The 11769-nt window shown below is 71.8% G+C and carries 10 protein-coding genes; 7 read left to right on the top strand and 3 right to left on the bottom strand.

Annotation, left to right across the window (positions count from 1 at the left end; genetic code table 11):
• Nucleotides 1–123 precede the first annotated feature (123 nt).
• From GON04_RS05385 to GON04_RS05370, 4 genes are all read left to right on the top strand, one after another.
• A complete protein-coding gene (locus tag GON04_RS05385; protein WP_157396920.1) occupies nucleotides 124–1815 on the top strand; it encodes a long-chain fatty acid--CoA ligase in 1692 nt (563 codons plus the stop codon).
• A gap of 43 nt (nucleotides 1816–1858) precedes the next feature.
• Nucleotides 1859–2857 (top strand): catalase family protein, encoded by a 999-nt coding sequence (locus GON04_RS05380; protein ID WP_157396919.1) that lies wholly within the window; start codon nucleotides 1859–1861, stop codon nucleotides 2855–2857.
• Nucleotides 2858–3790: 933 nt separating this feature from the next.
• Entirely contained in the window at nucleotides 3791–4903 is a 1113-nt protein-coding gene (locus GON04_RS05375) for a mandelate racemase/muconate lactonizing enzyme family protein (RefSeq protein WP_157396918.1), read from the top strand.
• Between the two features lie 4 nt (nucleotides 4904–4907).
• Entirely contained in the window at nucleotides 4908–5759 is an 852-nt protein-coding gene (locus tag GON04_RS05370; protein ID WP_157396917.1) for an ion transporter, read from the top strand.
• 16 nt (nucleotides 5760–5775) lie between these two features.
• Here GON04_RS05370 and GON04_RS05365 read toward each other — a convergent pair whose 3' ends face one another.
• Together GON04_RS05365 and GON04_RS05360 are read right to left on the bottom strand one after the other, a co-directional pair.
• On the bottom strand, nucleotides 5776–6129 hold the full coding sequence (locus GON04_RS05365) for an SPW repeat protein (RefSeq protein ID WP_370530037.1): 354 nt from the start codon (nucleotides 6127–6129) through the stop codon (nucleotides 5776–5778).
• An 83-nt stretch (nucleotides 6130–6212) separates the two neighbouring features.
• Nucleotides 6213–7538: an NAD(P)/FAD-dependent oxidoreductase gene (locus GON04_RS05360; protein WP_157396915.1), complete on the bottom strand. Its 1326-nt coding sequence runs from the start codon at nucleotides 7536–7538 to the stop codon at nucleotides 6213–6215.
• Nucleotides 7539–7598: 60 nt separating this feature from the next.
• Here GON04_RS05360 and GON04_RS05355 point away from each other — a divergent pair, with 60 nt between their 5' ends.
• From GON04_RS05355 to GON04_RS05345, 3 genes are read left to right on the top strand one after another with little or no spacing between them, the layout of a single operon-like run.
• Nucleotides 7599–8606 carry an LLM class flavin-dependent oxidoreductase gene (locus tag GON04_RS05355; RefSeq protein WP_232532942.1) on the top strand — a complete coding sequence of 336 codons (1008 nt, stop codon included), beginning with the start codon at nucleotides 7599–7601 and terminating at the stop codon, nucleotides 8604–8606.
• Nucleotides 8607–8651: 45 nt separating this feature from the next.
• On the top strand, nucleotides 8652–9671 hold the full coding sequence (locus tag GON04_RS05350; protein ID WP_157396914.1) for a methionine synthase: 1020 nt from the start codon (nucleotides 8652–8654) through the stop codon (nucleotides 9669–9671).
• 4 nt (nucleotides 9672–9675) lie between these two features.
• Nucleotides 9676–10197 carry a cupin domain-containing protein gene (locus GON04_RS05345; RefSeq protein ID WP_157396913.1) on the top strand — a complete coding sequence of 174 codons (522 nt, stop codon included), beginning with the start codon at nucleotides 9676–9678 and terminating at the stop codon, nucleotides 10195–10197.
• Here GON04_RS05345 and GON04_RS05340 read toward each other — a convergent pair.
• On the bottom strand, nucleotides 10194–11525 hold the full coding sequence (locus tag GON04_RS05340; RefSeq protein WP_157396912.1) for an erythromycin esterase family protein: 1332 nt from the start codon (nucleotides 11523–11525) through the stop codon (nucleotides 10194–10196). The genes GON04_RS05345 and GON04_RS05340 overlap by 4 nt on opposite strands.
• Nucleotides 11526–11769 lie beyond the last annotated feature (244 nt).

Genomic DNA, 11769 nt, shown 5'->3' with positions numbered 1-11769 from the left:
ATCGGGTGAGCTGGCGATCATAGGAGCGGCGCCTCGCGTCACCCAGGCGACGCGCGTCGGTGCTTCCCCGATGCCCCCGGCCCACCCGGACCGCTAGGCTGGGGTTCCTTCCCGGAGACGCCTTTGCCTCGCCCCCACCACCGCTTCTGGCCCAAGCGCCTGCCCCATGCCCTGACCCTGCCGAAGACCTCGCTGTGGGACAACCTGGCCACCAGCGCGCGCCGCTTCCCGGACAAGGCGGCGCTGGTGTTCTTCGGCCGCGTGCTCAGCTATGCCCAGCTGCAGGAGCAGGCCGAGCGCCTGGCCGCGCGGCTGCACGCGCTGGGCGTGCGCAAGGGCGACCGCGTGCTGCTGGACATGCAGAACTGCCCGCAGCTGGTGATCGCGCATTTCGCCATCCTGCGCGCCAACGCCGTGGTGGTGCCGGTCAACCCGATGAACCGGGCCGAGGAGCTGAAGCACTACATCACCGACCCCGACGCCCGCGTCGCCATCGTCACCGGCGACGTCGCCGAAGACCTCGCCAAGGCTGATGCGGCTCTGCCGGCGGCCTACCAACTGGCGCACCTCATCGTCACCCAGTACACCGACGCCTTCGACCCGGCCTCGGACGAGGGCACGCCACCGGCTGCCTGGCGCGACTGGCTGCTCGCGCGCCATCCGCTGCCGGCACTGGAACAAGGCCAGGTGCTCGCCTGGACCGAGGCGCTGGCCAACTACCTGCCGTTGCCGGAGCTGGCGGTCGGCCCGGATGACCTGGCCGTGCTGCCCTACACGAGCGGCACCACCGGCCTGCCCAAGGGCTGCATGCATCCGCACCGCAGCCTGATGCACAACGCCATGGCCAGCGCCGCCTGGGGCAATGGAACAGCCGACAACGTGGCCCTGCTGGTGGTGCCCATGTTCCACATCACCGGCATGGTGAGCGTGCTGCACACCGCCATCTGGCTGGCCGGCACCCTGGTGGTGATGCCCCGGTGGGACCGCGACCTGGCTGGCCGCCTGATCTCGCGCTGGAAAGTCACCACCTGGACCAACATCCCCACCATGGTCATCGACCTGCTGGGCAGCCCGCACTTCGACCAGTACGACCTGTCGAGCCTCGTCCACATCGGCGGCGGCGGCGCGGCCATGCCGCAGGCGGTGGCGCAGCGGCTGCTGGAGCAGTTCGGCCTGCGCTATGTCGAGGGGTATGGGCTCACCGAGACCGCGGCGCCCTCGCACAGCAACCCGCACGAGGCGCCCAAGCAGCAGTGCCTGGGCGTCCCGTTCATGAGCTGCGACGCCCGCGTGGTCGATCCCGAGACGCTGCAGGAGATGCCGCCGGGTGAACAGGGCGAGATCGTCATCCATGGGCCGATGGTGTTCGACGGCTACTGGAAGCGCCCCGAAGCCACGGCGGCGGCCTTCATCGAGTTCGAGGGCAAGCGCTTCTTCCGCTCCGGCGACCTCGGACGCATGGACGAGGACGGCTACTTCTTCCTCACCGACCGCCTCAAGCGGATGATCAACGCGTCCGGCTTCAAGGTCTGGCCGGCCGAGGTGGAGGCGCTGATGTTCCGCCACCCGGCCATCCAGGAGGCCTGCGTCATCGCGGCCCGCGACGCCTACCGCGGCGAGACGGTCAAGGCGGTGGTGGTGCTGCGGGCCGCCCACAAGGGGCAGGTGAGCGAGCAGGACATCGTCGACTGGTGCCGCGAGAACATGGCCGTGTACAAGGTGCCGCGGATCGTGCAATTCGTCGACGCATTGCCCAAGAGCGGCAGCGGCAAGGTCATGTGGCGTAGCCTGCAGGAGGCGGAAGCACGACAATGAGCCCACGGGCCGTTCCGGCCCGACCGCGGCAGGAGGAGGACCGATGCCCCGCACCCCCGGACCCAGCACCGCCTGGACCGAGCACGTGGCGCCCGATGAAGCCGAGCGTTTCGAGCGCCATGCCGGCCTGTTGACGCAGTTGCAGGCCGAGCGCTCGGGCCGCTGGGGCCGGGGCCGCGCGCTGCACCGCAAGGCGCTGGCCGTGGCGCACGGCTCGCTCGAGGTGCTGGACGGCCTGCCCGGCTTCGCCCGCCATGGCCTGTTCGCCGAGCCGCGCGACTACGAAGTCCACGTGCGGCTGTCCAACGGCGGCCTCGACCCCGCTGCCGACAGCGTTCCCGACGTGCGCGGGTTGTCATTCCGCGTGTTCGGCGTGCGTGGCGAATCGGCCCTGGGCGGGCCGGCGGTCACCCAGGACTTCACGCTCATCAACCAGGAGAGCTTCGCGTTCGCCCGCAGCGACGAGTTCGTGGCGTTCGTCGTCGCGGCGTCGCAGGGCAATTCGGCGCTGTTCCGGCACGTCCTGGCCCGCTACGGCGTGCTGGGTGCGTCGCGCCAGCTCGGCCGCATGGCCTGGGGGCTGCACCGCCCGTTCAGCGGCTTCGCCACCGAACCGCTGTACAGCGCCCTGCCGATGGCCAATGGCCCCTACGCGGTGCGCGTGCGGCTGTTGCCGTCCGGCGCCAACGGCAAGCCGGCCCCGCGTGCCCGCCGCGACTGGGCCGCCGACTTCTGCGGCCGCCTGGCGCGCCTGCCGCTGCACTGGGACCTGCAGCTGCAGTACTTCGCCAGCGAGGCGCTCACCCCGATCGAGGACGCCTCGGTATCCTGGCCCACGCCCTACACCACGGTGGCGCGCCTGATGCTGCCGGTGCAGGACGCGGCGTCGCAGGAGGCGCAGGCGCTGGCGCGTGCGATCGAGGCCGACAGCTTCGATCCCTGGCAGGCGCTGGCCGAGCACCGGCCGCTGGGCGAGGTGCAGCGCGCCCGCCGCATCGCCTACCACGCGAGCCGGCGCCACCGCGGGAGCGACACCCGCTGACCTGGGGCTTGGGGCTTGGGGCTGGGGGCTGGGGGCTGGGGGCTGGGGGCTGGGGGACGCGCCAGGTGGTGCCTGGCACGGGCTCATGGTGTGCCGGTCGCCGCGTCGCTTCGCTCGCTCTGACAGCGCTGCCTCGAGCGCCGGCCGGGGCTTGCCGGCTCCAACTCACTGCGCGCTACGCGCTCCGTTCAAACAAGGAGCCGGAGTCAGTTCACGATGCGCGCTGGCGCGCGCGCCGCCCCGGCCGTGCCTGAGGCAGCCGTCCCACAAATCGCCCATGCCAGGCACCACCTGGCGCGTGGAGACGATGTGCTCGATCCACGAGGGGCGCGTGCCGGCCCTGCGCCGATCCAGACGGGGCCGTCGGGGCTGCTGCCCGCCAGAGGGCAGGGCGCAGGGCAGGGGGACGCGCCAGGTGGTGCCTGGCACAAGCTCATGGTGTGCCGGTCGCCGCGTCGCTTCGCTCGCTCTGACAGCGCTGCCTCGAGCGCCGGCCGGGGCTTGCCGGCTCCAACTCACTGCGCGCTACGCGCTCCGTTCAAACAAGGAGCCGGAGTCAGTTCACGATGCGCGCTGGCGCGCGCGCCGCCCCGGCCGTGCCTGAGGCAGCCGTCCCACAAATCGCTCATGCCAGGCACCACCTGGCGCGTGGAGACGATGTGCTTGATCCACGAGGGGGCGCGTGCCGGCCCTGCGCCGATCCAGACGGGGCGCCGGGTCCACGGCACCGGACATTGCGCCACTCGCCGGCTGCCCCGGAACATCACGTACTCGACCGCACCGCCTGGCGTGTTCGGTCGGTGAGACGGGCCCTCCTCGATCCACCAAAGCGCCGCCTCCCCCCGAACACCCAAGGTTCAGTTCCGCGACCCCCATCCCACCCCAACCTCTTCCAGGCCCTGTGTAAAACTCCGCGCCAGGAGACAAACACACATGCAAATCAAATCGGTCACGCCCTTCATCCTGCACGTGCCGGTCACGGGCTCGCAGATCGCCGACAGCACGCACACGATCACGCACTGGGGCGTGGTGGGCGCGCGCATCGACACCGACGACGGGCTGTCGGGCTACGGCTTCACCGGCACCCATGCCCACCTGCCGAGCGACCAGCTGATCGCGCGCTGCATCGCCACCTGCCATGCCCCGTTGCTGCTGGGCGAGGATGCGAACGACGTGCAGCGCCTGTGGCTCAAGCTCGCGCGCAACCCGGCACTGCAGTGGGTGGGCCGGGCCGGCATCACCACGCTGGCGCAGGCGGCCATCGACGTCGCCCTCTGGGACCTCAAGGCCAAGGCGGCGCAGGTGCCGCTGTGGAAGCTGCTGGGCGGACAGGTGCGCGACAAGGTCCGGGCCTACAACACCGACATCGGCTGGCTGAGCATCGCCGACGACAAGCTGGTGGACGGCGCCCGCCGGGCGGTCGGCGACGGCTTCACCGGCATCAAGATCAAGGTGGGCTCCACCGTCGAACGCGACCTGCGGCGCCTGGAAGCGGTGCGGCGCGCCATCGGTCCCGATGTGACCCTGGCGGTCGACGGCAACGGCAAGTGGGACCTGTCCACCTGCCTGCGTTTTTGCCGAGGAGCCGAGCCGTTCGACGTCTACTGGTTCGAGGAGCCGCTCTGGTACGACGACGTCAAGGGCCATGCCGAACTGGCGCGCGCCAGCCGCATCCCGGTGGCGCTGGGCGAGCAGCTGTACACGCAGGATGCCTTCGCCGAGTTCTTCCACCAGAACGCCATCCATTGGGTGCAGCCCGACGTCACGCGCATGGGCGGCCTGACCGAGGTGCTGCGCGTGTGCGAGACCGCCCACTCGTACCGCCTGCCGGTGGCGCCGCATGCGGGCGACATGAGCCAGGTGCACGTGCACCTCAACTACGCCCACCCCGCCTGCGCCGTGCTCGAGTACATCCCCTGGATCAAGGACTGCTTCACCGAACCGGCCGAGGTGGTCGACGGCGTCTTCCGCGTGCCCCGCGAGCCCGGCGCGGGCACGACGCCCACGCGCGAGGCCGTGGAGAAGTTCAGCCGGCCCACGGCCTGACGCCATGGAGGAGCGGCCCGCCCCCGACGACCCGCCTCGCCAGCCCTGGCGCGCGCGGCTGTACCGGGTTATCTGGGAGTCGGACACGCCCGCCGGGCGGCTGTTCGACCAGGTCGTCGTCGCCGCCATCCTGGTCAGCGTGGCCATCGTGCTGGCCGACAGCGTGCAGGGCTGGCACCAGAGCTGGCGCCAGGCCTTCACGGCAGCGGAGTGGTTCTTCACGCTGCTGTTCACCGTGGAGTACGTGGCCCGGGTGGCCAGCGTGGAGCGGCCGCTGCGCTACGTGCTGAGCTTCTTCGGCATCGTCGACCTGCTGGCGGTGCTGCCGACCTACCTGGCCCTGTTCGTGCCGGAGCTGCACGCGCTGATCGACGTGCGCATCCTGCGGCTGCTGCGCATCTTCCGGATCTTCCGGCTCACGGCCTACGTCACCGAGTACCAGGTGATGGGGAATGCGCTGTGGGCCACCCGCCGCAAGATCCTGGTGTTCCTGGCGGCGGTGGTGATGATCGACCTGGTGCTCGGCACCCTGATGTATGTCGTCGAGGGGCCGGAGCACGGCTTCAAGGACATCCCGACCTCGGTGTACTGGGCCATCACCACCATGACCACCGTGGGCTTCGGCGACATCACGCCCCGCACCGACCTGGGCCGCACCATCGCCTCGCTCATGATGCTGCTGGGCTGGGGCACGCTGGCCGTCCCCACCGGCATCGTGACGGCGGAGATGACGGCGCGCAGGCATGGCCACGCTCCGCAGGCATCACGCAACTGCGCTGCCTGCGGTGCGTCGGACCATGGGCCGCAAGCGGCCTACTGCCAGCACTGCGGCGCAGCCCTGCCGCCGCCGGCCTGAGCCCCGGTGCCGGCCCTCAGCCGACCATCCGGTGCCACCAGTCGCCGTATTCCTTGTCGGTCGCCAGCACCCACAGCGTGAGCACCACGGCGGCCAGGCCGGTGAAGATGGCGACCTGGACGGCGAGCGCGTTGCCCGCGAAGCCCAGGATCCACGGCGAGGCCATCAGCCAGGCACCGAGTGCGGCGCCGGTCCACTCCTCCCATGCACGGGGCAGCAGGATCGCGCCCAGGGCGGTGGCGGCCAGCAGCAACCCGACCACGACGAAGTTGATCGTCACGACACGGTCCGCCTGCAGGCCGAGCAGCCATGGAGACAGGATCAGCCAGGCACCCAGCACCCCATTGGCCGGGTCTTGCCAGTGTTTCATGTGCGACATACCGGACTCCTTGCGCCGCGAGATGCGGCCCCGGTTGGACCGCGGCGAAGCGCTGCGGTTCCACATGCTGAGGCTCAGCGGTCGACGGTGGCCGGCTCGATAGCGGTGACGACCCGGGCGTAGCGGTTGTGGCTCCAGTACGCGGTGGCCCAGTCGAACAGCACGACCACCCGGTTGCGGAAGCCGATCAGGAAGTAAACGTGGGCGAACAGCCAGAACAGCCACGCTGGGTAGCCGCTGAAGTGCAGGTGGCCCAGGGGCGTGGTGAGGTCCACGACGCCGGCGTTGCGGCCGATGGTGGCCAGGTTGCCGTAGTCGCGGTAGCGGAACGGGCGGGTCGGCCGGCTGGCCAGCCGCTGCAGCAGGTTGGCAGCGGCGCAGCGGCCCATCTGCTTGGCGGCCGGCGAAACGCCCGGCACCGGCGCCGGCTCGCGGCCGGGCACGTGGCTGCGTGCTGCGGCCAGGTCGCCGATGACGCTGATCTCCGGATGGCCGGGCAGGCTCAGGTCGGGCTCGACCACCAGCCGGCCGGCGCGGTCGACCGTGGCGCCCGTGCCTTCGGCCAGCTGGTGCCCCAGCGGCGAGGCGGCGACACCCGCGGCCCAGACGATGCAGCGGCTCTCGATGCGGTAGGGCTCGCCCTGCGCCGGCTGCACCTCCAGGCCCCGTGCATCGATGCCGGTGACGCGGGCGCCGGTGCGCACCTCGACCCCCAGCTTCTCCAGCAGCGCGGCGGCGCGCGCGCTCAGGTCCTCGGGCATGGCCTGCAGCACGCGCGGGCTGCCCTCGACCAGCAGCACCTTCGCGGCGGCCGGGTCGATGCGACGGAACTCGCCCGGCAGGGTGTGGCGCGCGATCTCGGCCATCGTGCCGGCCATCTCGACGCCCGTGGGCCCGCCGCCGATGACGACGAAGGTGAGCCAGCCGGCGCGGCGCGCGGGATCGTCCTCCTTCTCCGCCGCCTCGAAGGCGAGCAGCACCCGGCGCCGGATCTCGAACGCATCGTCCAGCGTCTTCAGGCCCGGGGCATGGGCGGCCCACTCGTCATGGCCGAAGTAGCTGTGGGTGGCCCCGGCAGCCACGACCAGGTGGTCGTAGGGCAGGGCGGCGCCGTCCTTCAGGTGCACCTGGCGCGCGGCCGGGTCGATGCGCGTGGCCTCGCCCAGCAACGTGGTGACGTTGCCCTGCCGGCGGAACAGGTGCCGCACAGGGGCGGCGATGGCCGGCGCCGACAGGCCCGCGGTGGCCACCTGGTAGAGCAGCGGCTGGAACAGGTGGTGGTTGGTGCGATCCAGCAGGACGATGTCGACCGGCGCGTCGTGCAGCGCCCGGACGGCTTCCAGTCCGCCGAAGCCGCAGCCGATGACGACGACGCGGGGGCGCAAGGAGGCCAGGGGCATGGGGACATTATGGGTGTCCCTGCTGCGCGTCCGCCGCAGGTGTGAGAAGCTTTCCGTCCCATGACCGCCGCCCTGCGCCTGTCCGTCCTCGACCAGTCCGTCGCCCGTGCCGGCCGCCCGCACGACGAATCCATCCGCCACACCGTGGCCCTCGCGCAGGCGTGCGAGGCGCTGGGCTACCAGCGCTTCTGGCTCAGCGAACACCATGCCCTGCCCACGCTGGTGGGCACCGCGCCCGAGGTGCTGATGGCCGCCATCGCGGCACGCACGTCGCGCATCCGCATCGGCAGCGCCGGCGTCATGCTGCCGCACTACTCGCCGTTCAAGGTCGCCGAGCAGTTCCGCGTGCTGGATGCGCTGGCGCCCGGCCGCATCGACCTGGGCGTGGGACGCGCGCCGGGCAGCGACCAGCGCACCGCCCGCCTGCTCAACCCCGACCTCGGTGCCGCGGCCAACTTCCCGCAGCAGGTGCTGGAGCTCAAGGCCTGGGTGAATGGCGAGGACCTGCCGCCCGGCCACCCCGGCCAGGGCGTGCGGGCGCTGCCCATGGCGGCGACGGCGCCGCAGCTGTGGATGCTGGGCAGCTCCGGCTACGGCGCGCAGCTGGCCGGGCACTACGGCCTGCCGTACGCCTTCGCCCACTTCATCACCGACGGCGAGGGGTGCAAGTCCGCCCTCGACCTGTATCGCGCCACCTTCCGTCCCGGCGTGCTCGAACGGCCGACCACCGCGGTCTGCCTGTCGGCCCTGGCCGCCGAGACCGAGGAGCAGGCCTGGCACCTGTTCCGCAGCCGCGAGCGGGCCCGCATCGACCGGCGCAGCGGCAAGTTCGGGCCGCTGCTGCCGCCGGCCGAGGCCGCGCGCCCCTACGACCCGGGCGAGCAGGCCGAACTGGCCCTGCTGCGCGAGCGCGCCATCGTCGGCAGCGCCCGGCAGGTGCGCGACAAGCTGCTGGCCCGCGCGGCCCAGTACGAGGTCGACGAGCTGGTCATCGTCACCTGGGCCTGGGACCCGGCCGCGCAGCGCCGGTCCTACGAACTGCTGGCCGGGGCATTCGAGCTGGCCTGAGCCGTCGCACCGGCAACTTTCTTCGACAACGACAAGGAGACACCGATGTTCCGCACCGCCATCGCGGGCAGCCTGCCCAAGCCGGGCTGGCTCGCCGAGACGCAGAAGCTGTGGCCCCAATGGAAGCTGCAGGGCGACGAGCTGCGCCAGGCCAAGGCCGACGCCACCCTGCTGTGGATCAAGGCCCAGGAGGATGCCGGCCTGTCGACGGTGGGCGACGGCGAGCAGTCGCGCCAGCACTTCGTGCACGGCTTCCTCGAGCAGGTCGAGGGGATCGACTTCGAGCACAAGGTGAAGATGGGCATCCGCGACAACCGCTACGACGCGATGGTGCCGCAGGTGGTGGCGCCGCTGCGCCTCAAGGGCCGCGTGCATGCGTTCGAGGCGCAGCTGGCGCGCGCCCACACCGACCGCAAGCTGAAGTTCACGCTGCCCGGCCCCATGACCATCGTCGACACGGTGGCCGACCGCCACTACGGCGACCGCGTGAAGCTGGCCATGGCCTTTGCCGAGCTGTTGAACCAGGAAGCGCTGGCACTGCAGGCCGACGGGGTCGACATCATCCAGTTCGACGAGCCGGCCTTCAACGTGTACATGGACGACGCCGCCACGTGGGGCGTGCAGGCACTGGAGCGCGCCGCCCGGGGCCTGACCTGCACCACGGCCGTCCACATCTGCTACGGCTACGGCATCGAGGCCAACAACCGCTGGAAGGAAACCCTGGGCGAACAGTGGCGCCAGTACGAGAAGGTGTTCCCCGCCCTGGCCGCCAGCTCCATCCAGCAGGTCAGCCTGGAGTGCTACCACTCGCACGTGCCGCCCGAGCTGATGCGGCTGCTGGCCGGCAAGGACGTGATGGTGGGCGTCATCGACGTCGCCAGCGACGTGATCGAGACGCCCGAGCAGGTCGCCGAGACGATCGGCCGGGCCCTGCAGTTCGTGCCGAAGGAGCGCCTCATCGCCTGCACCAACTGCGGCCTGGCACCGATGGGCCGCGAGGTGGCCCTGCGCAAGCTGGAGGCGCTGGCGCGCGGTGCCGAACTGGCACGGCAGAAGTTCGGTTGACGCCATGGCCCACGATCCTTCGCACGACCACGCGCACCCGCACGCCCACGGCGCCGCCGGCGACGCCCCGCGCTGGAAGCACGACGGCGTGCGCGTCGTCCCCGGCAACCAGCTGGACGCCAACACGGCACAGACGCCGGGCATGGACCGCAAGGCGGCGATCAACTTCGCGCGCGTCGGCGCGCAGAAGCTGTGGGCCGGCACGGTCTCCATCCACGCCAATGCCAAGACCGGCGCCCACCACCACGGCCACCTCGAGAGCGTGATCTACGTGGTCAAGGGCCGGGCGCGCATGCGCTGGGGCGAGCACCTCGAGTTCACCGCCGAGGCCGGGCCGGGCGACTTCATCTACGTGCCGCCGTACGTGCCGCACCAGGAGATCAACGCCAGCCCGACCGAGGTGCTGGAGTGCGTGCTGTGCCGCAGCGACGGCGAGGCGGTGGCGGTCAACCTGGAGATCGAGCCGGTCGAGAAGCCCGAGCAGGTGCTCTGGATCGACCCGACGCACCCGCACGGCGGCGTCTAGGCGGCAGGTTCGCGGGCGCGCCGGGACGCGCCCGAATCGATCTGCGGCGCCTCCATGTCGGCCGCGGTGCCGGCCGGCGCCAGGGCATCCAGCGCCCGGGTGCGGTCCACGTGCAGCACGGCATCGAACTGCGAGAACAGCCGGGCGGCCAGATAGTGGCTGCGCCGCTCGGCCTCGGGCAGGTAGACCGCGCCGATCGCGCGTTCCAGCAGCGGCCGGTCGAGCTGGGCGCGTAGCGCCGCATCCGGCAACAGCGCGAACCTGTCCTCGCCGGTGGCATGGAACAGCGCTTCCCAGCTGCCCTCGAGGGCGGGGGGCAGGGCCATCGCGCGGCCGGGCGCGTCCCAGTCGGCCGCGGCCCGCACGCTGCCCTCGCTGGTGGTGAAGCCGAGCAGGAAGGTCTCGCCCGGCCAGCGGCGCCGCGCCAGTTCGCCGACGCTCCATTCGCCCTCGCGCGCCATCGCCGTCGCGCTGGCGTCGCCCAGGTGTGCCGTGTGGCCCCAGACGGCGAGCCGGGCCGGCTCGCCCTGTGCCTGCCCCAGGTGCTCGCCCAGCACCTGCAGGGTGTCCACCATGTGCAGTTCGCGCTGGTTCCAGCAGGACGCGCGCCCGCGGAACATGTCGCGGTAATAGGGCTTGGCCTGCCCGGCCAGGCGGTCGGCCTGCCGGGCATGGAAGAGCGCATCGGGGTCGTCGACGCCAGGCGCCGGCCGGCGCTGCAGTGCGGTGGTCAGCTGCGCCACCACGCCGTCCTCGCGGCTGATGCCGAAGCCGGCTGCGCAGCCGTAGGCCTCCAGGTTCTGCTGGTAGTGGTCCAGGCAGGCGTAGCGCAGCCGGGCCCGGCGGGCGGCATCGGGGTCGACCCGGTCCAGCCAGGCGAGCGTCTCGTGCGCCGGCCCGGACAGGCCGTAGAGGTCCATCGCGTAGAAGCCGGCGCGCTCGCGCGGCGGCCGGCCGGCGTTGACCTCGCGCAGCCACTGGATGAAGTCCAGCATGACGGGGTTGCGCCAGCGCCAGCCCGGGAAGCGCTCGAAGCCGGCCAGCGCCTCCAGGGCCTCGCCGCCGTCCAGGCCGCGCACCCAGCGGTTGACGCGCCAGGCGTCGGGCGCGTCACCCTCGATCACCACCGCCCGGCAGCCGTGCCGACCGATCAGCTCGCGCGTGATGGCGGCGCGCAAGGCCTGGAACTCATGCGTGCCGGTACTGGCCCCGCCCAGCAAGGCCAGCCGGGCTGACCCGATCGCGTCCATGAGTTCGCGGGGCAGGTTCTCGCCGAACGGCAGCAGGCGAGGGCGCAGCACATCGAGCAGGACGGCATCGGGGGCCATGGCGCGATGCGAGGCAATCCGCGTGCCGCCACAGTTCCTGTCGGCGCCTTCCTACGAAGGGGCAGGGTTCTCCGGCAGCAAGCCTTCCTGCACGCCTACAGGCGCTGCGGCCGGCTCGGCCATACAACCGGCTGTCGTCCCCCGATCCCCCATGTCCCCGCGCCACCCCCGCCGTCCCCCCGCCGCGTCGCGCCTGCTCGAAGGCGTGATCGTCGCCACCGTCGCGATCGTCGTGCTGTGCGCC

The sequence above is a fragment of the Ramlibacter pinisoli genome (assembly GCF_009758015.1).
In the GTDB taxonomy this organism is placed as follows: domain Bacteria; phylum Pseudomonadota; class Gammaproteobacteria; order Burkholderiales; family Burkholderiaceae_C; genus Ramlibacter; species Ramlibacter pinisoli.
The sequence above is the reverse complement of the archived record's forward strand: the minus strand, read 5'-3'. Positions and strand labels throughout refer to the sequence as shown.